A 26,936-nucleotide genomic window follows, 5' to 3' on the forward strand; every position below is an offset into this window, starting at 1 on the left:
AGACCCGAACAGAGGCGTGATCGAGAGGCAGGTCACATGACATATAGAAGATACCTAGGGGCCGCCCTTCTTGGGCTGACCTTGACTTTTGGCAGCACCGCCGGACCCGTACAGGCCGAGCGGCTTACAATCGTCAATCGAAATTCCGACAGCCAGCTGAAAGTGGCCATCAACCGTGCGGTTGTGGTCGAAAGCGACGTGTCCTTCGCGGAACTGTCGATCGCGAACCCGCAAATCGCGGATATCTCGTCACTCTCCGACAGGTCGATCTATGTTCTGGGCAAACAGCCCGGCATCACCACCCTGACCCTGCTGGATGTCGACGGGCGGCTGATCACCAATGTCGACGTGGTCGTGTCGGCGGATATTTCCGAATTCAAGGAACGGCTGCGGCAGATCCTTCCGAACGAGAAGATCGAGGTGCGCACCGCCAATGACGGGATGGTGCTGTCCGGTGTCGTCTCCTCCTCGCAGAAATTGCAGCGGGCGCTGGACCTTGCCGAACGATACGCGCCCGAGCGTGTGTCCAACCTGATGAGCGTCGGAGGCGTGCAGCAAGTGATGCTGAAGGTGCGTTTTGCGGAAATGCAGCGCTCCGTCTCCAAGTCGCTGTCGGCCTCGCTGGCGGCGGACGGGTCAATCTTTGGCGGCAATGTCGGCCTCTCGGGCGGCGGCGGACGCTATTCCAACTCCCCCAGCCAGGCCAATGGTCTGGGTGGAACGATCCCGGCCTCCAACACCAATTCCGGCGCGACGCTTCTTGGCTTCAACGCCGGGGCGGTTCAGGTCGGCGTACTGCTCGAAGCGCTTGAATCCAAAGGCGTTGTTCGCACACTGGCGGAACCGAACCTGACCGCCCTGTCGGGCCAGGAGGCCAAATTCCTGGCGGGCGGCGAGTACCCTGTGCCGGTGGCGCAGGACGGCGGCTCGGTCACGGTCGAATTCAAACCCTTCGGCGTCGAGATGAACTTCATCCCGCGCGTCGTGGATGACGACATCATCAACCTGGAGCTCATGGCGGCCGTATCGGCGATCGACCCGAACAACGGGTTCGAACTTGACGCCTTCCGCATCGACGCCTTCACCCGGCGCGAGACCTCGACCACGGTCGAGCTGCGCGACGGCGACAGCTTTGCCATTGCGGGCCTGCTGCAGGACGACTTCCGCGACAACAACAGCCAAATCCCCTGGCTGGGCGACATTCCGGTGATCGGCGCGCTGTTCCGCAGCGCCGAGTATCAGCGCAACCAGTCCGAGCTGGTGATCATCATCACCGCCCATCTGGTCACGCCGACGCGTGGCGAGGCGCTGGCCCTGCCGACAGACCGGGTGAAGCCGCCGTCCGAGAAGGACCTGTTCCTCTTTGGCAAGACATCCAAGGACAACAGCAAGCTGCGCGGTGCCGCCAAGGAAGTCGCGAAACAGGACTTCAACGGCTCCTATGGCTACGTGATGGAGTGAGACACATGGTGCACACCTCGAAACTCATCCTGATCGCCGCCGCAGGGATCACTCTGGTGGCCAGCTGTACCCAGGACAGCGCCCGCTCCTTCTACGGCGAGGCCGGGGCCGATGGCGACACCAACTTCGGCAATGCGACGATGAACAACACGTTGGTCATGTCGGGCGAGCGCGACTATGTGCTCAACCTGGCCAACCGCTTTGCCCAAGAGGTCGACAGCACGGTCAATTTCGCCTTCAACTCCGCCGTTCTGGACGGCGAGGCGCAGGCGGTTCTGCTGCGCCAGGCGCACTGGATCCGTCAATTTCCCGAAGTGCGGTTCCGCGTCTACGGGCATACCGATCTGGTCGGATCGAACGCCTACAACCAGCGGTTGGGGCTTCGCCGGGCGCGGGCCGTTGTCAACTACCTTGTCTCGCATGGGGTCAGCCGAAATCGGCTGGAAGCGGTCGTATCCAAGGGCGAAACACAGCCCCTGATCGTCACCCAGGGACGTGAGCGGCGCAACCGTCGGACCGTGACCGAAGTGACCGGGTTCGTGAAGAGCAACCCGTTGATCTTGGACGGGAAATACGCCCAAGTGGTCTATCGCGGCTACGTCGAGAGCGCGGCACCCGCCTCCGGCCTGACCGGTGTCGAATTCTCCGCCGGGGGTGGCGGCGGTGGTTAATCCCACCGTTGTGCCCGGATCGTTCACGTCTGACGCACAATTTTTTGGATTTGGCCCTACTATTGCCCAGATTGCCCTTCATTTTCAAATGTGAAGCTTAACGTCCGATTGAGTCGGACTGGCGTACCGGTTCCGGAACAATCCGGAAGCACAGGCAATAAGCCGGACGTTATCTGTTTGGGACTTGAGGCAATGACTGCACCTGTTGAAGAGCACCCGCAAGAGGCACCCATCGTAGCCTGCACGATCCGAAGAGACCCGGACGGGTTCGAACTTCTGATCGAGGACATGGAGGCCGCCCTCGGCGAGGCCTGGGGTGACCTGGGCTTTGCCGAAGCGCTCATGTTCTTCAACCAGCCCGAAGCCAAGACCCTCGAATTCATCGCCGTCGCCATGGACGAGCAGGACGAAGACAATATCGTCATGCTGGGCGAGGTGATCAGCCAGGCCCACAACAGCGGCATCAAGGTCATCCTGATTGCCGAGGACGTCAGCCCCTCGGCGCTGCACCAGTTGTTGCGCAAGGGCGCGGATGAATTTGTCCCCTACCCTCTTCCCGAAGGCGAACTTGCCGCCGCGATCGAGCGTATTCAGGAACCTGAACCGGTTCATGAAGAGCAGGCGCCGAGCCGCAAGGCCACCAAAAAGGGCACGAAGGACGGGGCCGTCGTGGTCTGTCATGGGCTGGCCGGCGGCACCGGATCGACGATGTTCGCCGTGAACCTCGCCTGGGAGCTGGCGCATGCCGCCAAAAAGGGTGAAGACGCGTCGCGGGTCTGCGTGATCGACCTTGATCTGCAATTCGGGGCGGTTGGCACCTATCTGGACCTGCCGCGCCGCGAAGCGATCTACGAACTGCTCTCCGATACCGAAGCGATGGACGACGATGTGTTCAACCAGGCGCTTCTGGATTTCGACGGCAAGATCCATGTCCTGACCTCGCCGTCCGAGATGCTTCCGCTGGACCTCATCAGTTCTGCCGACGTGCAGCGACTGATCGACATGGCCCGGTCGCACTTCGATTTTGTCGTGGTCGATATGCCCTCGACCCTGATCCAGTGGTCCGAGACGGTTCTGAACGCCGCGCATGTCTACTTTGCCCTGATGGAGCTGGACATGCGGTCGGCGCAGAACACGCAGCGCCTGAAGCGGGCCCTGCAGGCCGAAGATCTGCCGGTCGAAAAGCTGCGTTATGTGTTGAACAAGGCGCCGAAGTCGCTGGATCTGCAGGGCAAGTCCCGGGTCAAGCGCCTGGCGGAAAGCCTTGATATTTCTATTGAAGTTCAGCTTCCGGATGGCGGGAAGCAAGTTGTGCAGAGCTGTGATCATGGTCAGCCGCTGGCCTTGACGGCGGGCAAGAACCCGCTGCGCAAGGAACTCCAGAAACTGGCGCGGTCGCTTTACGAAATTGGGGAACAGGCCACCGAAGCGGCGGCCTAAGTTGGAATTGAAGGGCACGGGGTATGTTTTCACGGTACAAGAAAGACGAGGCAGCAACACCCGCTCCGCGGCCGAAACCAGCCGCGGCGCCGCGTCCGTCTACCAATGCCGCGCCCGGTGGTGCAGCGCTTCGTGAACCGTCGAACCTGAAACCCGTTTCCTCCCCGGCCTCCCCGCCGCAGCCGTCGTCGTCCATGCGAAAGCCGATGCCGAAGTCGGCCGCGTCGCCGCTGGCCGCCGACAAGAACCGCAAGCGCAAGGAGCGGCTTGGCGAGATCAAGCTGGACCTGCACCGCTCGCTTCTGGACAACCTGAACCTCGCCGCCCTCGACAATGCGACGGAGCAGGAGCTGCGGGCAGAGATCAACTCCATCGCGACCGAAGTGCTGCAGGAAAAGGGCATCGTGCTGAACCGCGAGGAACGCACGACCCTGAACCAGGAGCTTTACGACGAGGTGAAGGGCCTTGGCCCGCTGGAAAGCCTGCTCAAGGACGACACGGTCTCCGATATTCTCGTCAACGGCCCGCACCAGATCTTTGTGGAGCGGGACGGCAAGCTGCAGATCTCGGACGTGACCTTCAAGGATGAGAAGCACCTGCTGCGGATCATCGACAAGATCGTCTCGGCCGTGGGTCGTCGCGTCGACGAGATGAACCCCTATGTCGACGCCCGCCTTCAGGATGGCTCGCGTTTCAACGCCATGGTGCCGCCGATCGCGGTCGACGGATCGCTGGTTTCCATTCGTAAGTTCAAGAAGGACAAGCTGGGCATTGACGATCTGGTCAAGTTCGGCGCCTTTACCGAAGAAATGGCCGCCTATCTGCAGGCCGCCGTCGCCACGCGTCTGAACGTCATCGTGTCTGGCGGTACCGGTTCGGGCAAGACGACCACCCTCAACGCGCTGTCGTCCTTCATCGACGACAGCGAACGCATCCTCACGATCGAGGATACGGCGGAACTTCAGCTGCAGCAGACCCACGTTGGCCGGATGGAAAGCCGCCCGCCGAACGTCGAGGGCAAGGGCGCGGTCAGCCCGCGCGACTGTCTGAAAAACGCCCTTCGTATGCGCCCCGACCGGATCATCGTCGGCGAGACGCGCGGCGAGGAAGTCATCGACATGCTGCAGGCCATGAACACCGGCCACGACGGGTCCATGACCACGATCCACGCGAACTCCGCCCGGGATGGCGTGAGCCGTCTGGAAAACATGATCTCCATGTCCGGGATCGAGATGCCGCTGAAGGCCATGCGGTCGCAGATCGCCTCGGCTGTGCACCTCATCGTACAGGCCTCCCGTCTGCAGGACGGGACGCGCCGCATGACCTCGATCACCGAGATTACGGGGATGGAAGGCGACGTGATCTCCATGCAGGAGGTCTTCCGCTTTCAGCGCACCGGCCTGACGCCCGACAACAAGATCATCGGGCATTTCACGGCCACCGGCGTGCGTTCCAACTTCTCTGAACGGTTCAAGATGTGGGGCTACGACCTGCCCAGCCATATCTTCGATCCGACGCGCATGGAGTAAACCGATGCCGATCAGTCCCGAACCGATCATCTATATCGTCATCTTTGTCGCCGTCCTGGCACTGGTGGAAGGGATTTACCTCCTGTTCTTCGGCAGTTCCGTGCGGTCCAGCCGCCGGGTGAACCGCCGGTTGGAAATGCTCGACAAGGCGGGGGGCAACCGCGAGGAAGTTCTTGAAAAGCTCCGCAAGGAGATGCAGCAGCACATGACCGCGCAGAAGGTGCCGCTCTATTCCCTGCTCGCAGACAAGGCCCGCCAGGGCGCCATCGCGTTTTCGCCGAAGCAGTTGATCATGCTGATGGGCGGGCTGTCGATGGTGACGTTCTTTGCGCTGACCATTGCCACGGACAGTTCTGTTCCGCTGCGCGCCGCCCTGTCCGTCGGCATCGGCATCGGCGCCATCTATTTCTGGGTCAACAAGAAGGCCAAGAAGCGGATGTCCATGATCGAGGAACAGCTGCCTGATGCGGTTGAACTGATGGTGCGCTCGCTGCGGGTCGGGCACCCCTTCTCCTCCGCCATCCAGATCGTCAGCCGCGAGGTCGCCGATCCTCTCGGCTCCGAGTTCGGGATCATCGCGGACGAAAACGCCTATGGTCGCGACATGGGCGAAGCCCTGAAGGACCTGGCCGAACGGATCGACCTGCAGGATCTTCGGTTCCTGGCCGTGGCCGTGACCATCCAGCAGACCTCCGGTGGTAACCTGGCCGAGATCCTCGCCGGTCTGGCGGGCGTGATCCGGGCGCGGTTCCGGCTGTTCCGTCGGGTGAAGGCAATTACGGCCGAGGCCCAGTGGTCCGGCATGTTCCTGTCCGGGTTCCCGATTGCCGCGCTGATCGCCATCAACCTGATGGACCCGAATTATTACGACGAGGTGATGGATCACCCGTTCTTCATTCCGGCCTGTTTCGCTGTGGCGGCCTTTCTGGGGCTGAACCTGTTCGTGATGCGCAAGCTGGTCGATATCAAGGTGTGATCGGGGGATAGGATCATGCACGCAATAAACGCGGTCATCGTAGACCTTCTGGGCCCACTGGGCCCCCTCATGCTGGTTGGTGGGCTGGGCGTTCTCATGATCGTCGCCACCCTGCCCTTCATGCTGAAGAAAGAGGTCGATCCGCTCGAAAAACTGAAGAAGAACAATGGTCAGTCCGCGAACGAGGGGCCGAAGGACCGGCTGCGCGCGGGCAAGTCGAACAAACGCCTGGAGCGGTATTCCAGCTTTCTCGAACCGCAGAACGAGAAAGAGTATTCGGCCATGCGCACAAAGATGCTTCAGGCCGGGTATCGGTCGAAGGATGCGGTGCGGTACTTTCACTTCGCCCAGTTCGCGCTTGGCATTTTCGGCCTGCTTGGCGGCGTGGTCTACTTCCTGACCGTGAAGGCTGGGCAGGATGTCACGACGCAGCAGACGGTGATGTACATCCTGGGGCCCGGCGGCGTGGGCTACATGATCCCGAAGTACTGGATCAACAAGCGTCAGGCGGAACGTCAGGAAGAAATCACCAACGGCTTCCCGGACGCGCTCGACATGCTGCTCGTCTGTGTCGAGGCCGGGCAGTCGATGGACCAGGCGATCCTGCGTGTCTCCGAAGAGCTGGAGGCCTCCTACCCCTCGCTGTCGGATGAATTCCAGATGGTCAGCCACGAGATCAAGGCCGGCAAGGACAAGGCCAGCGTGCTCGGCGACATGGCCGATCGCTGCGGCGTCTCGGACATCTCGTCCTTCGTGACGGTGCTGGTGCAGTCCGCGACGTTCGGCACCTCGGTCGCCGATGCGCTGCGGGTCTATGCCTCTGAAATGCGGGACAAACGTGTGATGCGGGCCGAGGAAAAGGCCAACAAGCTGCCGACGAAAATGACGCTGGCCACGATGATGCTGACGGTTCCGCCGCTGCTGATCATCCTGATCGGCCCGTCGGTTCTGGGCATCACCAAGATGGGCGAAATCACCGCCCAGTCCACGCAGGAACAGGCCGAGGAGCAGTCGCGGTGATCGGGGCGGCCCTTGCCGCCCTTGCCGTCATGATCGCACTCGGTGCCTGCACCGATACTGCCAGGATCGACAAGGATGCCCCCTATGCGCCGGGGATAGACCGCCGGAAGGAGGCGGTCGACGGACTGGTGGTCGGCAACCGCCTGCTGGAGGCCAAGCAATACGAACTGGCGCTGGATGCCTTTACCCGCGCCGCCGCGACCCAAGGGCTGACCCCGCCGATCTATGCCGGGCTGGGCGCGGCCAATCTGGGGTTGGGTCGTCTGGGCCAGGCGGAAAAGCAGCTGCGCGAGGCGATCAAGGCCCCGGATGCGGCACCGCAGACCTGGAATAACCTGGGCGTGGTGCTGATGGACAGCGGCGAAGTGCCCGAAGCGGTGGAAATCCTGCGTCGCGCATTTGCCCTATCGAACGGAGAAAACGACGAGATACGGGACAATCTGCGCTTGGCACTCGCAATGCAGCAAAAAACAGTCTATGATCCGGAGCTACAACAAGAACTCGACCTGGTGCGCAGCGGGAACAGCCTTTATCGGCTACGCGAGCAATACCCTTGATCGGGGCAGAGCAGTAAAGGACGCAGGCACATGCGCCACCCTGTACTCGTGATCTCCTGTCTGGCGGGGGCTGTTGCCCTGTCCGCCTGTTCGAAGACATCCGACGGAGAGGTCAATCGCGCCTTCCGCGATGTGAATGTCGTGGACGAGAGCAACCTCAACGACATCATGCTGACCGTTGGTGACCCGAACGAAGCCGTGGTCTATTTTCAGCGTACGCTGAAGGACAACCCCGACCGGATCGACGTGATGCGCGGCCTGGCCCAGAGCCTGACCAAAGCGCGCCGCCCGACGGAGGCCGTGACGGTCTGGTCCAAGGTCATCGACCATCCCGAAGCGACCCAGGATGACAAGGTCGACTATGCGGATGCGCTGATCCGGAACGACGAATGGGACAAGGCCGACAAGGTCCTGGATACCGTTCCGCCGACACATGAGACCTACAAACGCTACCGGCTGGAGGCGATGGTCGCTGACAGCAACAAGGAATGGAAGAAGGCCGACAGTTTCTATGAAACCGCCGTCGGTCTGACGACCAAACCCGGCGGCGTGCTGAACAACTGGGGCTATTCCAAGCTGACGCGCGGTGATTTCACCGACGCGGAGAAGCTTTTTTCCCAGGCGATCCAGCAGGACCCGGACCTCTTCACCGCCAAGAACAACCTGATCCTGGCACGCGGGGCGCAGCGGAACTATTCCCTGCCCGTCGTCCCGATGCAGCAAACGGAACGGGCGCAACTGCTTTACACGCTCGGGCTGAGCGCTGTGAAACAGGGTGACGTCGAAACCGGCAAGGCCCTGCTGCGCGAGGCGATCGACACGCACCCGCAGCATTACGAGGACGCGGTACGGTCGCTACGCGCCCTCCAAGGCTGACCCGATGCTGGCGCTGGATCCGGTCGCGGCGCGGCTGTTCCTGCCCTTTGTTCTGGTCATCGGGCTCTATGTCTCCTGGAGCGATCTGCGCGCCATGCGGATCCCGAATGGCAGCGTGATCCTGCTGGCATTGGCCTTTGTCGTTCTCGGACCTTTCGTCCTGCCCTTTGAAATCTACGGTTTCCGGCTGATCCATCTGGCGGTCATGCTGGTCTGCGGGATGATCCTGACGGCGCTGCGGGTCATGGGCGCGGGCGATGCGAAGTTTATCGCCGCCGCGGCCCCCTATATCGCCATCGCCGATCTGCACCTTGTTTTCATGATCCTGGCGGCAACCATACTGGCAGCCTTTGCCACGCATCGCATGGCGAAACACAGCCCGTTGCGACGTCTTGCCCCGGATTGGGAAAGCTGGGACCGGACACGCGATTTTCCCATGGGCACGGCGCTGTCCACCGCTCTGACGCTCTACGTCGCCCTCGCCGCCTTTACCTGAGCGGGGTCAGCGGACGATCCGGTAGAGGGCAAACCCCTCGGCCCGCCCGACCTCCTCCAGCACCAGGCCGGACTGCTCCAGCAACTCCGTCACCCGGTCGCGGGCGCGCAGGTCCGCCGGGCAGTCCGGGATCATGACATGGGTTGCATCAGCGATCCCCGGCAGCTCGTCGTAGTACCAGGGTGCCCCACCCTTCAGCGGCCGCAACCCGGCAAAGATCCAATGCGCCTGAAAGAGATCCGCCGCCAACGGCTGACGGTCCAGGTCCGGGGCAAGCTGCATCAGCGCGGCGGTGTCCTTTTCCAGCTTTGCGACCAGCCCGCCGGAAAGTTCGCAGGTCGGCAGGTCCTCCCCCCTGAAGGTCGCGACCGTCGTATCGGGCGGCGAAATCAGCTCTGTCTTGGCGAAGGAGGCCTCGCCCCGGGCCTTGACGATGCGCAGGCTCTCGTCTTGGGGCAACAGCGGGCGGGAGAGGGTTTCGGAGGCCGTGACATGGCGGATCGGGCTCCACAGGATGTTCAGCACGACCGGCAGGATCAGGACCCCCGCAGCCACCGCCGTGACCCGCAGACCCCTGGCTGCACTGCCCTGCGCGCGGCTGGAGAGAACCCAGGCGAGGGCGGCAGGCACGCAGAGCCACAGGGGATCATTGCCGAAGTTCTGCCAGGTGATGACCGTGAAGGCGGCGAAGAACAGCAGGAGCATCGCGCCGATTTCGCGCCGACCCAACCGGGTCGCGAAGTAGATCACTGCGACCACAACCAATGTGGAGGGTATCCCGACAGGTGAGATGACGAGGTGAGGCCAGTCCGCCCCCGGTGCGGCCCGCGCCGCGGAGCCCGCCACGGTCAGGAGATCCCCGAGATAGGCCTGCCAATAGCCCAGCCCCAGCACCAATGTGATCAGCAGAAGCCCGATGAATGCAGTGAAAATCGAGACAAGTAGCGCTTTGGTGCGACCATTTCGCAACAGTCCGAAGATGACCGGCAAGGCCAGTGCGACCGGATAGCTGACCTTGATCATGGCCATCCCAACCATCAGGACGCCGATCACAACGCCGTCCGCCGTGTCCCGCATCGGCGTCCCGGGCAGCAGGACTGTCAGCGCCACGATCAGCGTGGCCGCCCAACACCAGCGATTGTAGTGCATTGAGAGGGAGGTCAGAGGCTCCGTTCCTCCCGCGACGAGGCCCGTGCTCAACCCGATGACGATCAGGCAGACCAGCGCCGCCTGACCCAAGGTAAACCGATTGACAGTGACAACCACAAGAGCCGGTAAAAAGACAACTGCCGCAACTATTTGCCCCCATGTCATCGCCGCGCCCAATCCCAGACCCGCGCGGTGCAGCAGGGCCATGGGCAAGGTCGCCCATCCGCCAATCGGGGTCGCAATATCTAGATGATAGACCTCACCGGCAGATTGGCGCAGCACCAGATCCGCCAAATGAACCATGTCGGCCTCGTGGCTGGAAAAGAACAGCCCATCCCCCAGAGAGGTCAGAACTGCTTGAATAAGCAAGAAAACGCCGACGATACTTACGATTTGAACTTGTTTGACTGCCATGCCCCAAAATCGCTTTCTTTTTTGTGCACGGTATCAACCTAAAGTTTCGCTTGCACTGAATTTCCGTAGCGGGCCGAATCGAAACACGTTATGATTGCAGCAATAATAAACATGAGCAGCAGCCCATGAATATGCAGGTCTCGACAGCGGTGGTTCCACCACCGCCCCCACGAAGTTTGGAAGAGCTGGAGCTTCCAATCGTGATGGCGCGCGACATCCTGATCAAGACGATGTTTCGCAAGAGCGTCGACAAGCTTTCCAAGATCGCCGCCGCGGTCTGCCTTCCGCCGAATGTGACACAGGAACTCATCGACCTCGCCCGGGAGCAGATGCTGCTGGAGGCGACCGGCACGATGAAGGCCACCGCCGATCGCGAGATGGGCTATCAACTGACCGACAACGGCAAGGCCCGGGCGCTGGATGCGCTGGCCCAGTCCGAATATTACGGCGCGATGCCGGTTCCCCTGCAGATCTATCATCAGCAGATCCGGCGGCAGTCGATCCGGGATATACAGATCACCCGGGATCAGCTGACCTCCGCCATGGGGCATCTCGTTCTGCCGAACGACCTGATTTCCAACCTCGGGCCGGCGGTCAGCTCCGGCCGGTCAATCCTCATGTATGGCCCGCCGGGCAACGGTAAGTCGTCGATCTCCAACGGCATCCGCGATGCGCTTGGCGACAAGATCTATGTGCCGCGCGCGGTCGAATACTCCGGCCAGGTCATCACGGTCTACGATCCGATCGTGCATTCCGCCGCCGAGGAACAGGTGGATGATCCCACGGCCCTGCGCCGCTCCGGCAACCGGTTCGACACGCGCTACATCCGCTGCGAACGGCCCACGGTGATCACCGGGGGCGAGCTGACGCTGGAGATGCTCAACCTCAATTACAACGCGGTGGCGCGGACCTATCAGGCGCCCCTGCAGATGAAGGCCACCGGCGGCGTCTTCATCGTCGACGACCTTGGCCGCCAGGCGGAACCGCCGCAGGCGTTGATCAACCGCTGGATCGTGCCGCTGGAAGAGGGCAAGGACATCCTGTCGCTGCAATCCGGCGAAAAGTTCGAGGTGCCGTTTGATACGCTGGTGATCTTCTCCACCAACTTCCACCCGAACGAGATTTTCGACCAGGCCGCGCTGCGCCGGATCTTCTTCAAGATCAAGATCGACGGACCGAACCAGGAGAACTTCCTTAAGATCTTCGCGCTGGTCGCGCGCAAGAAGAAGATGCCGCTGGACGAAGGCTCGCTCGTGCATCTGCTGAAGAAGAAATACCCGACAATCAACAACAACTTCGCCAACTACCAGCCGGTCTTCCTGATCGACCAGATGATCTCCATCTGCGAGTTCGAGGGCATCCCGTACCAGATGACCCCGGACCTGATCGACCGCGCCTGGGGCAACATGTTCGTCAAGCACGAAGAGATCGTTAAGTAGGACGCTTTCGCGCCACCGCGCGGGTCTAAGCCGTCATCGTCGGGTCCACCCCGAGGATCTCTCACCGGTCAGACCACCCCCCGACGGTCCGCCCCCGCGTCACTCCGCCGGCGCGCGCCCCGCAGCCGAACTCATCGGACCGAGCGGCAGTTCCACCAGACGGGTCGAGGCAAGGCAGGCTACCGCGGCCACCACCGCGCCGACGTAGTAGATCGGCGAAAGTGAATCGGAAAACCCCTGCAACACAGCGGTCTGCGCCACGGGATCCAGACGCTCCACCATGGTCGCGGTCAAACCGCGCACATCCGACACCCCGGGCATCAGCGGCTGCACATGCCGCACCAGCCCGATGGAGAAGATCGCCCCGAAAACCGATGTGCCGATGGCGCCGCCGATCAGGCGGAACATATTGGCGCTGGCCGTGCCCACGCCCAGATGTTCGCGCGGGATCGAGGTCTGGATGGAGACGATGCCGACGCTCATCGTCGGGCCGATGCCGATCCCGACCAGGAAGAGGTAAAGGGTGATCAGCGGCAACGGCGTCTCCGGCCCCACGGTGGTGAGAAGCAGCATCGCCACGGTCAGCACGGCGGTCGAGAGGGTCGGCAGGACCTTGTATCGCCCCGTGGCCGAGATGAACCGCCCCGCCACAAAGGAGGTGCCGATCAGCCCCGCCATCATCGCGACAAGGTAAAGGCCACTGCTGACCGGATCGACGTGTTTCACGATCTGCAGGAACATCGGAATGAAGGCGATGGTTCCGAACATCGTTATGCCGACAAGAAAGTTGACCCCATTGGCGGTCTGCACGTTCCGGATGCGGAAGAGGTCCAGCGGCATCACCGGCTCGGCCGCGCGGCGTTCGGCGGAGATGAAGCCGAAGAAGGCCATGGGCGACAGGATCAACAGGAAGAGGATCGGCACGGAGGACCAGGCATAGACCGTGCCCGCCAGGTTCGCGATCAGCACGACCGTCGACAGCAGGATCATCAGCATGGCCGAACCCGCATAGTCCATCTTGTGCGGCGCCCGTTCGGCGCGGGAGGGCAGCGTGCGGCGCAGGATCACGAAGGCCAGGATACCGATCGGGAAGTTGACGAAGAAGATCCAGTGCCAGCTGACCGTCTGCACGAGGAACCCGCCGATCAGCGGCCCCACGACGGTGGAGAAGCCAAAGACCGACGACAAAGCGCCCTGCGCCCTGCCCCGTTCGCGCGGCGGCAGGATGTCGGCCACCACAGCCATGGAGACGACGATCAGCGCCCCGCCGCCCAGACCCTGGACGAAGCGTCCGGCGATCAGCACTGCCATGCTGCCCGCCAGCCCGCAGATCACCCCGCCTAGCAGGAAAACCCCGATGGCAAACTCCAGCACCACCTTGCGCCCGTACATGTCGCCCAGCTTGCCCGCAATCGGCGCACCGACGGTCGAGGCCAGCAGGAAGGCGGTCACCACCCAGGAGATATAGGTCAGCCCGCCAAGGTCGCTGACGATCCTGGGCAGGGCCGTGGTGACGATGGTATTCCCGGTCGAGGCCAGGAAAAGCGTCGTGGCCACGGTGATCAGGATGACACGCAATGTCCGGCTGTCGGGGCTGGGAATATCCTGTAACCCGACGGTTGTCTGGGGCTGTTTGTCCTGCATGGTACTCCTCGGACCGGCGCAATTTGCGGCACATCGTGGTCCGGATGCAATTCGGTGGTAGGAATGGCTGTAACTTGGTGCCATATATGTGTCAGAGACATATACATGTCAAGAGCATGCATTAATTGGAGGGCAGTCCGATAGGCGGGCGCAATGACGATATGAAGGCGGTTCTGGAGGGGTTCGGGGTGTCCCGCGACGTCACCCAGCACGCCCTGGAACTGGACGCGATCCTGCAGGCCTGGCGGCGGCGGGTGCAGAAACGCGAGCTGGGCCATATGGCCCTGACCGAGCTTGGACTGCCGCTGGACGTGCCGAAACTGGACGTCATGGTCGCCATCTGGGCCCCCTCGAACGAGTTCGGCGCCACGGGGCAGGAAGAGACCATGGTTGCTACCATTGCCGCAAGGCTGGGGATCGACCCCTCCCGTGCCTCGCGCCTGGTGACCGAGCTGATCGCTGAAGGCTATGCCGCCCGCGCCGTCAGTCAGCAAGATGCCCGCCGCACCATTGTCACGCTCACCGACAAGGGCACCGCCGTGGTCGAGGCGGTGCGCACGATCAAATACCTCGTCCTCGGCTCCTTCCTGTCGGACTGGACGGAGGAGGAGATGGCCACCCTGACCCCGCTTCTCCACCGGCTGACCCATTGGGTGGACGAGGTCGGCACGGCCGGTCCGGACCGGTTTGGCGATGAAATCGCGACGCTGCGCGAAGGGCTGAAAAAGCACCTCGATTGATCTCGCCAAGCGGGGCGGAGGGGGCTATATTCCCGTTATGTTCTCCCCCGCCCTGCCCGAGAGATTCCAGGATTGGTTCGCCACACGCGGCTGGCAGGTGCATCCGCATCAGGCCGAGATGCTGGCGCGCTCCGACGCGCCCTCTCTGCTGTTGATCGCCCCGACGGGAGGCGGCAAGACGCTGGCAGGGTTCCTGCCGACGCTGGCGGAACTGGCAGACGGACAGCATCAGGGGATACATACCCTCTATGTCTCGCCGCTGAAGGCATTGGCGGCGGATATCCGGCGCAACCTCTCGACCCCGATCGAGGAGATGGGCCTGCCGATCCGGGTGGAGGACCGCACCGGCGACACGCCGTCGTCGCGCAAGCGGCGGCAGCGGGCCGATCCGCCGCATATCCTGCTGACGACACCGGAAAGCCTGGCGCTGATGACGTCGTACGAGGATGCGGCGCGGACCTTTGCCGGGCTGCAGCGGATCGTGGTGGATGAAATCCACGCTTTGGCGGACAGCAAGCGGGGCGATCAGCTGTGGCTGGCCATGGCGCGGCTGCAGCGGCTGTGCCCCGATCTGCGGCGCGTCGGCCTGTCGGCCACGGTGGAGGACCCCGCCGCCATCGCGCATCTGCTGGCCCGCAATCCCGATCCCTGCCCGATCCTGATGGCCGATCCCGGTCCCGACCCGGATATCCGCATGCTGGAAACCCCGGAACAGCCGCCCTGGTCCGGCGGCGGCGGGGGTTATGCAATCCCGGCGATCCTCGACGAAGTACGGCGGCACAAGACCACACTGATCTTTCACAACACCCGGGCGCAGGCGGAGATCTTCTTTCACAACCTCTGGCTCGCCAATGACGAGGGGCTGCCGATCGGCATCCATCACGGCTCGCTTGCGCGGGAACAGCGCGAAAAGGTCGAACAGGCGATGGTGCAGGGGCGGCTGCGTGCCGTGGTCTGCACCGGGTCGCTAGATCTGGGGATCGACTGGGGGGATGTGGATCTGGTGATCCAGGTCGGCGCGCCGAAGAACGTCAAGCGGCTGGTGCAGCGGATCGGGCGGGCCAATCACCGCTACAATGCGCCCTCCAAGGCGCTGCTGGTGCCCGCCAACCGGTTCGAGGTGGTGGAATGCGTGGCGGCGCTGGAGGCGGTGAAGGCGCATGATCTGGATGGCGACCCGCGCGGACCGGGGCCGCGCGATGTGCTGTGCCAGCATATCCTCGCGACAGCCTGTGCCGGGCCGTTCCTTGCCGATGACCTTTATGCAGAGGTCAAGACGGCGGGGGCCTATTCCGGGTTGAGCCGGGCGCAGTTCGACCAATGCATGGAGTATTGCGCGACCGGGGGCTATGCGCTGCGCGCCTATGACCGCTGGCAGCGGCTGATGCAGGACAGCGAGGGGCGCTGGCATCTGCGCGATCCGCGGGCGTCGCAACTGTTCCGGATGAACCTGGGCACGATCCACGACAGCGACAAGCTGAAGGTGCGGATGCGGTTCGGCGGCGGGCGGCCTTTGGGCGAGGTAGAAGAACATTTCGCCGCGCAGCTCAACCGTGGCGACACCTTTCTGATCGGCGGACGGATCGTGCGCTACGAGGGGCTGAAGGAGATGGTGGTGGAGGTCACGCGGGCCAGCGTGAAAAAGCCGAAGATCGCCGTCTTTTCCGGGACGAAGTTCGCCACCTCCACGCAGTTGTCGCAGCGCATCCTGCGGATGTTCCAGCAGGACAGCTGGCCGGAATTGCCGGACCACACCGCCGAATGGCTCTCCCTTCAGCGCCAGATCTCCGCCCTGCCCCAGCCCGGGCGGCTGCTGGTGGAGAGTTTTCCCTTCGACGGGCGCGAGCAGTTGTGCCTCTATGGGTTTGCCGGGCGCAACGCGATGCAGACGCTCGGGTTGATCCTGACCAAGCGGATGGAGGAGATGGGGCTGGACCCCCTTGGCTTTGTCTCGTCCGATTACGCGGTGCTGATCTGGGGGCTGGAGGCTGTGACCGATCCGACGCCGTTGCTGAACCCGGCGGCCCTGCACGACGGTCTGGACCGCTGGCTGGCGGGGAATGCGGTGATGAAACGGACCTTCCGCGTGGCGGCCCATATTGCGCAGCTGATCCAGCGCAACGCACCGCAGGCGCGGAAGTCCGGGCGGCAGGCGACGTTTTCGTCGGATATTCTTTATGACACTCTGCAGAAATACGACCCCGATCACCTGCTGATGGACATCACGCGGGAGGAGGCGATGCGGGGCCTCGTCGATTTCGGCCGGATCGAGGAGATGCTGGCCCGGGTCGAGGGGCGGATCGACGTGAAGCGGCTGGACCGGGTGACGCCTCTGGCGGCACCCTTGTTTCTGGAGGTCGGCAAGGTGCCGGTCGAAGGGATGGGCCGCGAGCGGCTGGTGGCGGAAGAGGCGGAGCGGCTGATGGCCGAGGCGGGGCTGGCATGACGGTATGCGTCACGGGGCGCTGCCCCTCTTGGCCGTTCCGGCCAATTCACCCCGGAGTATTTCTGGCAAGATGAAGCAGGGGACCACGGGATACCGGTTTGATCTTTGCGGGGCGGGTCTGGTGGCACTCGGCTCCGGGGCGCTGTGGTGGCCGGAGCGGGAGATGCTGGTCGTCTCGGATTTGCATCTGGGCAAGTCGGAGCGGATCGCCCGGCTTGGCGGTGCCGCCTTGCCGCCTTACGAGGCGCTCGAGACCTTGGAGCGGCTGGAGGCAGATATCGCGGGACGTGGCGCACGGGCGGTGGTCTGTCTGGGCGACAGTTTCGACGATGCGGCGGCTGCGGCGGGATTGCCGGAGGGGATCACGGATTGGCTGCTGCGCCTGCAGGCGGGGCGGGACTGGATCTGGGTCGAGGGCAATCACGACCCCGGCCCGGTCGCACTTGGCGGGGCGCACAGGGCAGAGGTCGAGGTCGGGCCGCTGGTGCTGCGCCATATTGCAGAGCCAGAGGGGGATGGCGAAGTGTCCGGGCACTATCATCCGAAGGCGCGGATCGCCTCTGTCTCGAGGCGGTGTTTCCTGCTGGATGAGCGGCGGCTGATCCTGCCGGCCTATGGCACCTATACTGGCGGGCTGCGGACCGATGATCCCGCGCTGGCCGGGTTGATGAGGCCCGGCGCGCTGGCCATCTTGACAGGGCCGGTGGTGCGGGCGATCCCGATGCCCAGACAGGGAGGGGCCGGATGAGCATAGAGCAGCGCATTCGCGAGAGTTTCGCGCAACAGAGCATGATGCAAACCTTCGGGGCGGAGGTCGTGTCGGTCGCCGAGGGGGAGGTGGTGCTTCGGGCGCCGATCCTCGATCTGGCCAAGCAGCAGATGGGGTTTGCCCATGCCGCGCTGACCTTCGCGCTTGGCGATACGGCGGCGGGCTATGCGGCGCTGACCACCCTGCCGGAGGGGCAGGAGGTGGTGACGGCGGAGATCAAGATCAACCTGCTCTCCCCCGCGACGGGCGACTGGCTTGAGGCGCGGGGGCGTGTGGTGAAGCCCGGGCGGCGGCTGGTGGTCGTCTCGGCCGTGGTCGAGGCGGTGAGCGGCGCGACCCGCAAGGAGGTCGCGCTGCTGCAAGGGTCGATGATGCCGATCTAGGCGGTCAGCCCCTCGGGTTCGTCCAGGCCGTTGATCCGACAGGCGGCGGTCACGGTATTGGCCAGCAGGCAGGCGATGGTCAGGGGGCCGACACCGCCGGGGACCGGGGTAATATGGCCCGCCACCTCTTTGGCACTCTCGAAATCCACGTCGCCGACCAGCCGGGTCTTGCCCTCGCCCTTTTCCGGCGCCGGGATGCGGTTGATGCCGACGTCGATGACGGTGGCGCCGGGCTTGATCCAGTCGCCGGGCACCATCTGCGGCCGACCCACGGCAGCGACCACGATGTCGGCGCGGCGCACGGTGTCGGCGATGTCGGCGGTGCGGGAGTGGGCGATGGTCACCGTGCAGCTGTCACGCAGGAGGAGCTGTGCCATCGGCTTGCCCACAAGGTTCGACCGACCGATCACGACCGCGTCCTTGCCGGAGAGGGAGCCGAGCGTTTCGCGCAGCAGCATCAGGCAGCCGAGCGGGGTGCAGGAGACCATGGCGCGCTGCCCGCTGGCCAGAAGACCGGCGTTGATCACCGAGAGGCCGTCGACATCCTTGGCCGGGTCGATGCGGGCGACGATGTCGCGTTCGGAAAGGTGGTCGGGTACCGGGAACTGGACGAGGATGCCGTGGATGGACGGATCGGCGTTCAGCTCGTCGATCAGCGCGTAAAGGTCGGCCTCCGACGTGTCGGCGGGCAGCTTATGCTCCACCGATTTCATGCCGGACTCTTTCGTCGCGATGCCCTTGTTGCGGACATAGACCTGGCTGGCGGGGTCTTCGCCCACAAGCACCACGGCGAGGCCCGGGCGTAGGTCGTGATCGGCGACCAGCCGGGTCACGTGGTTTGCCACCTTGGCGCGGATCTTTGCGCCGAATGCCTTGCCGTCGAGGATCTCTGCGGTCATGCGTCTTCTCCTTCGGTGCCGAGCACCTGTTGTTCCTGGGCGATGAAGCCGTCGATCATGACGCGCCACATGCCCTCGGCGATATCGGGGTCGAACCCGGCGTCGGCCGCCCTGTCGCGCACCCTGTCGATGACGGCGGCATAGCGTGTCGGGGCGGCGGCGGACAGGCCGGTTTTCGCCTTGATCCCGGCCACGCTGTCGACATGGGCCTGCCGTTCGGCAAAGAGCGTCAGCAGTTCCGTGTCGATCGCGTCGATGCCCGCCCGCAGCTCATCCAGGGAGGTCAGGGTTGCAGGGTCGGGGCGGCTCATTCCGGGTCTTTCGTATTGAAACGGATGCGGTGCCGGGCCCCGCAGGGCCCGGACTTACGCGGCCGTCAGAACAGGCCTTCGACCTCGCCCGCGTCGTTTAGCATGATGTTCTCGGCGGACGGAACCCGCGGCAGGCCCGGCATGGTCATGATCTGGCCGCAGATCACCACGATGAAGCCCGCCCCCGCAGACAGCCGCACTTCGCGGATCGGCACGTTGTGGCCCGTGGGCGCGCCGCGCAGGTTGGGATCGGTAGAGAAGCTGTACTGCGTCTTGGCCATGCAGACCGGCAAGTCACCATAGCCCGCCTCTTCCCAGGCGCGCAACTGATCACGCACGCTCTTGTCCGCCATGACCTCGTCGGCGCGGTAAATGCGTTTGGCGATCACCTCGATCTTTTCGAAGAGGGGCATGTCATCGGGATAAAGCGGGGCGAATTGCGACATGCCGCTGTCGGCGATCTCCGCCACGCGGGTGGCCAGTTCCTCGACCCCGGCGGAGCCTTCGGCCCAGTGCTTGCACAGGATCGCTTCGGAGCCCTGGCTGTCGACATAATCCTTGACCGCCTGAACCTCGGCATCGGTATCGGTGACGAAGTGGTTGATGGCCACGACAACCGGCACGCCGAAAGATTTGACGTTGGCGATGTGGCGGCCAAGGTTCGGGCAGCCCTCCTCGACCGCGGCGACGTTTTCCGCGCCCAGATCGGCCTTGGCCACGCCGCCGTTCATCTTCATCGCGCGCACGGTCGCGACCAGCACCACCGCATCGGGGGCCAGACCGGCCTTGCGGCACTTGATGTTCATGAACTTCTCGGCGCCCAGGTCCGCGCCAAAGCCCGCCTCGGTCACCACGTAGTCGGCCAGTTTCAGCGCCGTCTTGGTCGCGATGACGGAGTTGCAGCCGTGCGCGATATTGGCGAAGGGGCCGCCGTGCACGAAGGCAGGGTTGTTTTCCAGTGTCTGCACGAGGTTCGGCTGCATCGCGTCCTTGAGCAGCACGGTCATCGCGCCGTCGGCCTTGATGTCGCGGGCGTAGATGGCGGTGCGGTCGCGGCGGTAGGCGACGATCATGTCGCCCAGGCGCTTCTGCAGGTCCTTGAGATCGGAGGCGAGGCAGAGGATCGCCATGACCTCCGACGCGACGGTGATGTCGAAGCCGGTCTGACGCGGGAACCCGTTGGCGACGCCGCCAAGGGAGGTCACGGTGTCGCGCAGCGCGCGGTCGTTCATGTCCAGGACGCGGCGCCAGGTCACGCGGCGTTCGTCGATGCCCAACTCGTTGCCCCAGTAGATGTGGTTGTCGATCATCGCCGACAGCAGGTTGTGGGCGGAGGTGATGGCGTGGAAATCGCCGGTGAAGTGGAGGTTCATGTCCTCCATCGGCACAACCTGCGCCAGGCCTCCGCCTGCCGCGCCGCCCTTCATCCCGAAGTTCGGCCCGAGAGAGGCCTCGCGGATACAGATCGCTGTTTTCTTGCCGATGCGGTTCAGGCCGTCGCCCAGACCGACCGTCGTCGTGGTCTTGCCCTCCCCCGCCGGGGTGGGGTTGATCGCGGTCACCAGGATCAGCTTGCCATTCTCGCGGTCCTGCAGCGAATTGATGAAATCCTGCCCGACCTTGGCCTTGTCGTGGCCGTAGGGCAGCAGATGGTCCGAGGGAATGCCCAGCTTCTCGCCGATCTGCTGGATCGGCTGTTTCCTGGCGTCGCGGGCGATTTCGATATCGGTGCGGTAGCTCATCTTAGGCTTATCCTGTTGGGGGGTTTTGGACCCGTGGCATATGCCTTGGTTAGTCCAAGGAATTTCCCCCGTGAGCCGCGATTCCGACCTTTCCGCTCGATTTTGCGCCCGTTTGCTTAACGATTCGGAAACAGATTGATCAGATAAGAATCGTCAAGTGCGGGAACCACCCATGGTACAATGGCGTTGTTCAAGTGAGTAATGACGGCGCAGGCGGATCGCTGCTGATCACCTGCGCCACTGTTTGGAGGATTGATTATGAAAGCTGCTGCAGTCGTATTCTACACTAGCTTTGCCACGACGATGGTTGTCGCCGTCGGCATCATTTCCGTACTTTGATTTATTGAAAGCCCGGGGGTTTTCCCTCACCCCCGGGCCTTTTCCAGCTGTGACCAGACCGGTTGATCCGGGATGGCAAGACGCAGGTCATCCCCGACCGACAAAACCCCCTCCCGTTCGACCCAGGCCGTGACCCCGCGCAGCCCCTTGGCCGCGCTCTTGAAGGCCTTTCCTGCACCCGGCAGATGATCCTCGATCACGCGGGCGGGCAGCTGGCAGGGGCGGTTCTCCATATCCACAACCAGTGTGACGCCATCCGGCCCCTGCAGACGCGAGGAGGGCGGGAGGTGGGTGAAATCCGGGATCCCCTCGACCAGCATGGTCATACCCAGCCACTCAGGCTGCAGCGCGTCGATCCCCATATTTGCGGCGATCTGCGACAGATCCTCGACCGAGAGGATCGAGAACTGCCGCACGTTCCGGATCGTCGTCCCGCGCGGGTGAAGGTCCAGGACGCGGCTGCAGGAGGGGCGGGTGATGCCGCCATGCGCCTCGCCCTCGGGTCCGTCGAACCCGGCGGCCAGGCTTTTGACCGGGGCGGAGGCCAGCGCGGCCTCGCGGTCGGCGACACGGCCCAGCCAGGCGATCCGGCAGGAGAAATCGGTCAGTTTCAATGCGGGCATGGGGAGGCTTTCGAATAGGTCAATCGACCCGGGTGAGGATATAGAAGAGCCTGCGGAATGGGAACAGAACCGACCCGTCCGAACGGCGGGGATAGGCGGCCTCCATCGCGGCATCGTAATGGCGGCAAAGCTCCTGCTGCTCTGCCTCCGTCAGCACGTCAAGGACCGGACGCGCGAAGGTGGAGGAGGTGAAGAGGCGCACCGGATGCGCCTCCTCCGCCGGGGGGAGGTTCTGCATGTATTCGGTTTCCCACAGTGCGAACTCGCCCAGCCCGTCCAGCAGGGCCCAGGTGGTGCGCGCGTCCGGGATGCCCGGGGCGCTGCGCGGATCGAAGCGGCCGGGGAAGAGCTGCTCCACCAGATCATGCCAGAGCCGGTGCGAGGGCGCGTTGTTCTGATGTGGGACCTGCACGGCCAGCGTGCCGCCGGGGGCCAGCAGATCGACCAGCGCAGGCAGCAGGGTCTGATGATGGGGTAGCCAGTGCAGGGCAGCGTTGGAAAAGATCAGGTCGGGCGGCGCATCAGGCCGCCAGGTGGCGATATCGGCCTCGGCCAGGGCGTCGTAAACACCGGTCTTCCAGGCCTCCTGCAGCATCGCCGGAGAGCTGTCGATCCCGGTGATCCGGGCCTCCGGATAGCGGGTACGCAGGACCGGACCGACCGCGCCGTTGCCACAGCCGAGGTCAACGATGCTGTCACCGCGCAGCTGCGGGACGCGCATCAGCAGATCGACCGCGGGGCGCAGGCGCAGGGCCGTGAAGCGGGCGTAGCTTTGCGGGTTCCAGTCGCTCATCCGATCGCTCCTTGCGGTATGCAACGGCATGCAATCATGGATCCGCGCCAATGAAAAGGGCCGGGATTTCCCCCGGCCCCGTCTCAGGCGTTGATCAGGCTGTCGGTTCCGGTTCCATCCCGCCCGACCCGCCCGGCTTGGACCGCGGCTTGGTCTTCGGGATGGCGGTGACGGAGGGCGCGCTGCCCTCGTCCGATCCGGTGTCCTCGTCCTCGGATTGCGGCGGCTCACCGTTCATGACGCGCTTGATCTCGTCGCCGGTGAGGGTTTCGTATTCCAGCAGACCTTCGGCCAGACGCTCCCACTCTTCCTTGTGTTCGGTCAGGATCTCGTAGGCCTGTTTGTAGGCCTCGTCGATCATGCGCTTCACTTCTTCCTCGATCAGCTCCTTGGTGTGGGCTGAGATCGAGAAGCCACCGGCACCGTTGCCCATGTAGCCTTCGTGCGCCTGTTCATAATCGACGTTGCCGACCTTGTCGGACATGCCCCATCTCAGGACCATGGCACGGGCCAGGGCGGAGGCCTGCTGAATGTCGCCGGCGGGGCCGTTGGAAACCTCCCCGTCGCCATACTTCATGATCTCTGCCGCCTTGCCCGCCATGGTCATGGCCAGCTTCTGCTCACACTCGGACTTGTGCCAGTTCAGCCGGTCGATTTCCGGAAGCGACACCACCATGCCGAGGGCACCGCCGCGCGGTATGATCGTCGCCTTGTAGACCGGGTCGCACTTGGGCAGGGTCAGGCCGACGACGGCGTGGCCTGCCTCGTGATAGGCGGTCTTTTCCTTCTGGTCGGCGGTCAGGACCATGGAGCGCCGCTCGGCCCCCATCATGACCTTGTCCTTCGCATTCTCGAAATCGACCATCGTCACGAAACGTCGTCCGACACGGGCGGCCATCAGCGCGGCCTCGTTCACGAGGTTCGCCAGATCCGCACCGGAGAAGCCGGGGGTGCCGCGCGCGATGATGCGCAGGTCGACATCCGGGCCCAGAGGGGTCTTGCGGGCATGCACGCCGAGGATCTTCTCGCGGCCCTTGATATCGGGGTTCGGTACGGTGACCTGACGGTCGAAACGGCCGGGACGCAGCAGCGCGGGGTCGAGCACGTCACGGCGGTTGGTGGCGGCGAGGATGATGACACCTTCGTTCGCCTCGAAACCATCCATCTCGACCAGCAGCTGGTTCAGCGTCTGCTCGCGTTCGTCATTCCCGCCGCCGTAGCCAGCGCCACGATGGCGACCGACGGCGTCGATCTCGTCGATGAAGACGATACAGGGGGCGTTCTTCTTTGCCTGTTCGAACATGTCGCGCACGCGGGACGCCCCGACACCGACGAACATTTCCACGAAGTCCGAACCGGAGATGGTGAAGAAGGGCACGCCCGCCTCACCGGCAATCGCACGGGCCAGCAGCGTCTTACCGGTGCCCGGAGGGCCGACCAGCAGCGCGCCTTTGGGGATCTTGCCGCCGAGGCGGGAGAACTTCTGCGGGTTACGCAGGAATTCCACGATCTCTTCCAGCTCTTCCTTGGCCTCGTCGATGCCCGCGACGTCGTCGAAAGTCACGCGGCCATGCTTTTCGGTCAGCATCTTGGCCTTGGACTTGCCAAAGCCCATGGCGCCGCCCTTGCCGCCGCCCTGCATGCGGTTCATGAAATAGATCCACACGCCGATCAGCAGCAGGATCGGCAGGAGCGAGACGATGAAGGCCTGGAACCCGCTTTCTTCCTGGCTCTTGGCCGAAACGGGGATGTCGTTGGCGATCAGGGTCTGGGTGACCTCCGCATCCTCGGGCTTGATGGTCACGTAATCCTGACCGTCCTTGCCGCGATAGCGCACCTGTTCGCCGTCCAGCGTGACCGAGCTGACCTCGCCTGCCTCGACACTCCGGACAAATTCCGAATAGGGGATTTCACGGCTCTGCAGCGTGTTGCCCGAACCACTGAACAGGTTGAACAGCGCCACGATCAGCAGCAGCAGAACGACCCAGAAGGCGAATTGTCTCGCGTTGCCCAAGGAAATCTCCTCCAGATTGGGGATAAGCGCGGGGTTAGCATACCCGGCTTGGACTTAAAATAAGATTTGGGGGCATATGTTCAATGCGTGTGGAATGTCGCATGGAAAACTTCCGCCGTTCGGGTCAGCCGCGCGGCGAAGCCTGCGCTGTGGTTGGCAAGGGGGGATGCCCGCAGTTCATTCCCCCGCCAGACCGCCGGGGCGGCGAGGAGAGATGTGCGCTTGAGACCGCTGTCGCGCCAGTCGGGGCAGTGGCGCAGCCCGGCCTCTCCGGTCGCGGCGATATGGTCACCCGGGCCGAAGGGGCCGGTGATCTGCCAGCGCCCGTCCCAGATTTCGCCCGGTTCGGCGCGGGTTGTGGCGACGGCGGCGGCCTCTCGGGTCAGGCGGATAGTGGTCTGGTCGTTCGTCATCAAGCAGCCTGACAGGGCCATGGTCTCTCCTGCCAGCAGTGCGGCGGTCAGGCGATCCAGCCCGGCGCGGCGCGGCGGATAGTCCTCCCCCGCGATCCAGCGCAGGGCGGCGGTCAGGAGGCGGCGGGTGATTTCCGGCGGCAGGGCGAGGACGCCCGACCGGGGCAGCAGGATATCGCCGGCCTCGAACCGGACGATCCGGCGGGCCTCCTGCCCGGCATAGTGGGCGATCGTGTCGGTCGCGGCGCGCAGGTTGGCGGCGGCGGAGGTCAGGGCGTCGGCGGTCAGGCCCAGTTGCGCGAGCTGCGGCATGGCCTGGCGGAAGCGGGGGCGGTCATAGCTGGGATCGTCGTTGGTCGGATCGTCGATCCAGCTCTGCCCCCGGGCGGTCAGCACCGCGCGCAGAGCATCGCGGCGCTGGTCTAGCAGCGGGCGCAGGAAGGTGACGCCACCCTCCTCCCGCCGGGGGGACATGGCGGACAGCCCCTCTGCCCCCGACCCACGGGCGAGGCGCATCAGGAAGGTCTCCGCCTGATCATCGGCGGTGTGGCCAAGCGCGATCTGCGCGATGCCCTGCCCTGCTGCCCAGTCGGCCATCAGCGCATAGCGGGCGCGGCGGGCCCGGTCGGGGAGGTTGCCCTGCCCGTCCCATCCCGACCATCGCAGCGTTTTGTGGGGTATGGCGAGCGTTTCGGCGATACGGGCGACAAAGGCCGCCTCTTCTGCCGCCTCGGGGCGCAATCCGTGGTCGACCGTCACGGCATGTAGCGGGGTGTCACTAGTGGCGGCCCAGTCATGCAGGAGGAACAGGAGTGCCAGGCTGTCGGACCCGCCGGAAACGGCCACGCCAAGCGGGCCATCGGGGGGCGTAGTGAAGAACCGGGCGACCGCCGCGGCGGGGTCGCCCGGGGGATGTGTCACGAGCAGCCGAGCCGCGCACGCTCCGCATTCGCCGCCTGCACCTGCGGCGCGGCGGGGAAACGGTTGCCGACCTCCAGCAGGGTCGTGCAGGCCTCCGGCCCCTGGCCCAGTTGCCCGAGGCCGCGCCCGAGGTTGAACAGGGCTTCGGGTGCAGCGGGGCCGTCCGGCGCGGCGGAGAAGGCGGCGAGATAGGCGCGGGCCGCGCGAGTGATCTCCCCTGTCGCCTCCAGCGCCTTGCCCTTGCCCAGTTCGGCCTGCGCCTGCATCGGCGAGCCGGGGTAGTTGGTCAGGAAATCGTCGAACTTCTGCACCGCATCCGCAGATTGCCCGGCCTCCAGCGCCGCCTGGGCCGCTTCGAAATCGGCCTTTTCCGCGATCGCCATTTCCGCCACCGGCGCGGACCCTGCCCCTGGGGTCGTGCCCGTTTCGGCAGGGGGCGTCATGGTGCCGGCGGGGGCATCTTCGGGGATCGGGCCGCCGAGGGTCGAGGTCTCGCCCAGCTTGGAAATATCGCCGCCCTCAAGCTCCACCAGACGGAACTCCAGATCGCCGATGCGGTTGGTGCCGTCCTGCACGATGGAGTTGATGCGGAATTCCAGGTTCTCGGTCTTGGAGGTCAGACGCGAGGCCTCCGCCTCCAGCGCGTCGAGCCGTTCCAGGACCGAGCCGCCAACCGTCACCGCCCCGGCATTGCCGGTGGTGGACAGCTCGCGCTTGAGCTTCTGGATCTCGACATTCAGCACCGTCAGTTCCTGCCGGATATCGGCCAGGGTTTCGTCGCGCGATTGTGACATGGCCGAAGTGGCCACCCCGAGGGGCAGCACCAGGATGAGACCGAGGACGAGGATACTCCGCATCTGGCTTTCCTTTC

At 64.2% G+C, this 26,936-nt stretch carries 24 protein-coding genes; 14 read left to right on the forward strand and 10 right to left on the reverse strand.

All coding sequences use genetic code 11. The features are described from left to right. The first annotated feature begins 36 nt into the window (after positions 1 to 36). The 9 genes from ACFC2Y_RS04400 to ACFC2Y_RS04440 all read left to right on the forward strand — a co-directional run bounded on the left by ACFC2Y_RS04400 (position 37) and on the right by ACFC2Y_RS04440 (position 9,026). The gene (locus ACFC2Y_RS04400; RefSeq protein ID WP_375175267.1) at positions 37 to 1,461 is read left to right on the forward strand and encodes a type II and III secretion system protein family protein; all 1,425 of its coding nucleotides are present in this window, start codon (positions 37 to 39) and stop codon (positions 1,459 to 1,461) included. 5 nt (positions 1,462 to 1,466) lie between these two features. Continuing rightward, entirely contained in the window at positions 1,467 to 2,132 is a 666-nt protein-coding gene (locus ACFC2Y_RS04405; protein ID WP_375175266.1) for an OmpA family protein, read from the forward strand. Between the two features lie 192 nt (positions 2,133 to 2,324). After that, on the forward strand, positions 2,325 to 3,572 hold the full coding sequence (locus tag ACFC2Y_RS04410; RefSeq protein WP_375175265.1) for a CpaE family protein: 1,248 nt from the start codon (positions 2,325 to 2,327) through the stop codon (positions 3,570 to 3,572). Between the two features lie 23 nt (positions 3,573 to 3,595). After that, positions 3,596 to 5,101, forward strand: a complete 1,506-nt coding sequence (locus tag ACFC2Y_RS04415) for a CpaF family protein (RefSeq protein ID WP_375175264.1) — start codon at positions 3,596 to 3,598, stop codon at positions 5,099 to 5,101. Positions 5,102 to 5,105: 4 nt separating this feature from the next. Further along, positions 5,106 to 6,077 (forward strand): type II secretion system F family protein, encoded by a 972-nt coding sequence (locus ACFC2Y_RS04420; RefSeq protein ID WP_375175263.1) that lies wholly within the window; start codon positions 5,106 to 5,108, stop codon positions 6,075 to 6,077. 15 nt (positions 6,078 to 6,092) lie between these two features. Beyond that, complete coding sequence (locus ACFC2Y_RS04425) at positions 6,093 to 7,097, forward strand: type II secretion system F family protein (RefSeq protein ID WP_375175262.1); 1,005 nt, start codon at positions 6,093 to 6,095, stop codon at positions 7,095 to 7,097. Then, a complete protein-coding gene (locus tag ACFC2Y_RS04430) occupies positions 7,094 to 7,654 on the forward strand; it encodes a tetratricopeptide repeat protein (RefSeq protein ID WP_375186407.1) in 561 nt (186 codons plus the stop codon). Before ACFC2Y_RS04425 ends, ACFC2Y_RS04430 begins: the two co-directional genes overlap by 4 nt. A 30-nt stretch (positions 7,655 to 7,684) precedes the next feature. Next, positions 7,685 to 8,530 (forward strand): tetratricopeptide repeat protein, encoded by an 846-nt coding sequence (locus ACFC2Y_RS04435; protein WP_375175260.1) that lies wholly within the window; start codon positions 7,685 to 7,687, stop codon positions 8,528 to 8,530. A 4-nt stretch (positions 8,531 to 8,534) separates the two neighbouring features. After that, positions 8,535 to 9,026 carry a prepilin peptidase gene (locus ACFC2Y_RS04440; protein ID WP_375175259.1) on the forward strand — a complete coding sequence of 164 codons (492 nt, stop codon included), beginning with the start codon at positions 8,535 to 8,537 and terminating at the stop codon, positions 9,024 to 9,026. Positions 9,027 to 9,032: 6 nt separating this feature from the next. On the opposite strand, the gene ACFC2Y_RS04445 is transcribed toward ACFC2Y_RS04440, so the two are convergent. Then, positions 9,033 to 10,544: a hypothetical protein gene (locus tag ACFC2Y_RS04445; RefSeq protein ID WP_375175258.1), complete on the reverse strand. Its 1,512-nt coding sequence runs from the start codon at positions 10,542 to 10,544 to the stop codon at positions 9,033 to 9,035. Between the two features lie 170 nt (positions 10,545 to 10,714). Here ACFC2Y_RS04445 and ACFC2Y_RS04450 point away from each other — a divergent pair, with 170 nt between their 5' ends. Beyond that, positions 10,715 to 12,028, forward strand: coding sequence for an ATPase (locus tag ACFC2Y_RS04450; protein ID WP_375175257.1), 1,314 nt, complete (start codon positions 10,715 to 10,717; stop codon positions 12,026 to 12,028). A 99-nt stretch (positions 12,029 to 12,127) separates the two neighbouring features. Here the strand turns inward: ACFC2Y_RS04450 and ACFC2Y_RS04455 are convergent, their stop codons facing one another. Continuing rightward, positions 12,128 to 13,672, reverse strand: coding sequence for an MDR family MFS transporter (locus ACFC2Y_RS04455; RefSeq protein WP_375175256.1), 1,545 nt, complete (start codon positions 13,670 to 13,672; stop codon positions 12,128 to 12,130). Positions 13,673 to 13,833: 161 nt separating this feature from the next. Between ACFC2Y_RS04455 and ACFC2Y_RS04460 the strand changes: the two genes are divergently transcribed. The 4 genes from ACFC2Y_RS04460 (at position 13,834) to ACFC2Y_RS04475 (ending at position 18,010) form a co-directional block, all read left to right on the forward strand. Further along, complete coding sequence (locus tag ACFC2Y_RS04460; protein ID WP_375175255.1) at positions 13,834 to 14,412, forward strand: MarR family winged helix-turn-helix transcriptional regulator; 579 nt, start codon at positions 13,834 to 13,836, stop codon at positions 14,410 to 14,412. A gap of 37 nt (positions 14,413 to 14,449) precedes the next feature. Next, on the forward strand, positions 14,450 to 16,858 hold the full coding sequence (locus ACFC2Y_RS04465; protein ID WP_375175254.1) for a ligase-associated DNA damage response DEXH box helicase: 2,409 nt from the start codon (positions 14,450 to 14,452) through the stop codon (positions 16,856 to 16,858). A gap of 70 nt (positions 16,859 to 16,928) precedes the next feature. Further along, the gene (gene pdeM / locus ACFC2Y_RS04470) at positions 16,929 to 17,606 is read left to right on the forward strand and encodes a ligase-associated DNA damage response endonuclease PdeM (RefSeq protein WP_375175253.1); all 678 of its coding nucleotides are present in this window, start codon (positions 16,929 to 16,931) and stop codon (positions 17,604 to 17,606) included. Then, positions 17,603 to 18,010, forward strand: a complete 408-nt coding sequence (locus ACFC2Y_RS04475) for a PaaI family thioesterase (RefSeq protein ID WP_375175252.1) — start codon at positions 17,603 to 17,605, stop codon at positions 18,008 to 18,010. The genes pdeM and ACFC2Y_RS04475 overlap by 4 nt, the downstream gene beginning before the upstream one ends. On the opposite strand, the gene folD is transcribed toward ACFC2Y_RS04475, so the two are convergent. The 8 genes from folD to ACFC2Y_RS04515 form a co-directional block, all read right to left on the reverse strand. Then, entirely contained in the window at positions 18,007 to 18,909 is a 903-nt protein-coding gene (gene folD, locus ACFC2Y_RS04480) for a bifunctional methylenetetrahydrofolate dehydrogenase/methenyltetrahydrofolate cyclohydrolase FolD (protein WP_375175251.1), read from the reverse strand. The two genes, ACFC2Y_RS04475 and folD, sit on opposite strands and share 4 nt — an antisense overlap. After that, positions 18,906 to 19,220: a chorismate mutase gene (locus ACFC2Y_RS04485; RefSeq protein ID WP_375175250.1), complete on the reverse strand. Its 315-nt coding sequence runs from the start codon at positions 19,218 to 19,220 to the stop codon at positions 18,906 to 18,908. The genes folD and ACFC2Y_RS04485 overlap by 4 nt, the downstream gene beginning before the upstream one ends. A 65-nt stretch (positions 19,221 to 19,285) precedes the next feature. Further along, positions 19,286 to 20,962: a formate--tetrahydrofolate ligase gene (locus ACFC2Y_RS04490; protein WP_375175249.1), complete on the reverse strand. Its 1,677-nt coding sequence runs from the start codon at positions 20,960 to 20,962 to the stop codon at positions 19,286 to 19,288. A gap of 365 nt (positions 20,963 to 21,327) precedes the next feature. Continuing rightward, positions 21,328 to 21,924 (reverse strand): MOSC domain-containing protein, encoded by a 597-nt coding sequence (locus ACFC2Y_RS04495; protein WP_375175248.1) that lies wholly within the window; start codon positions 21,922 to 21,924, stop codon positions 21,328 to 21,330. Between the two features lie 19 nt (positions 21,925 to 21,943). Then, a complete protein-coding gene (locus ACFC2Y_RS04500) occupies positions 21,944 to 22,717 on the reverse strand; it encodes a methyltransferase domain-containing protein (RefSeq protein WP_375175247.1) in 774 nt (257 codons plus the stop codon). Between the two features lie 94 nt (positions 22,718 to 22,811). Beyond that, positions 22,812 to 24,731 (reverse strand): ATP-dependent zinc metalloprotease FtsH, encoded by a 1,920-nt coding sequence (gene ftsH, locus ACFC2Y_RS04505; RefSeq protein WP_375175246.1) that lies wholly within the window; start codon positions 24,729 to 24,731, stop codon positions 22,812 to 22,814. 80 nt (positions 24,732 to 24,811) lie between these two features. Further along, the gene (gene tilS / locus ACFC2Y_RS04510) at positions 24,812 to 26,065 is read right to left on the reverse strand and encodes a tRNA lysidine(34) synthetase TilS (protein ID WP_375175245.1); all 1,254 of its coding nucleotides are present in this window, start codon (positions 26,063 to 26,065) and stop codon (positions 24,812 to 24,814) included. Further along, positions 26,062 to 26,922, reverse strand: a complete 861-nt coding sequence (locus ACFC2Y_RS04515) for a tetratricopeptide repeat protein (protein ID WP_375175244.1) — start codon at positions 26,920 to 26,922, stop codon at positions 26,062 to 26,064. The genes tilS and ACFC2Y_RS04515 overlap by 4 nt, the downstream gene beginning before the upstream one ends. Between the last annotated feature and the right edge of the window lie 14 nt (positions 26,923 to 26,936).

This window comes from Pseudooceanicola sp., assembly GCF_041987405.1.
Lineage (GTDB): Bacteria > Pseudomonadota > Alphaproteobacteria > Rhodobacterales > Rhodobacteraceae > Pseudooceanicola.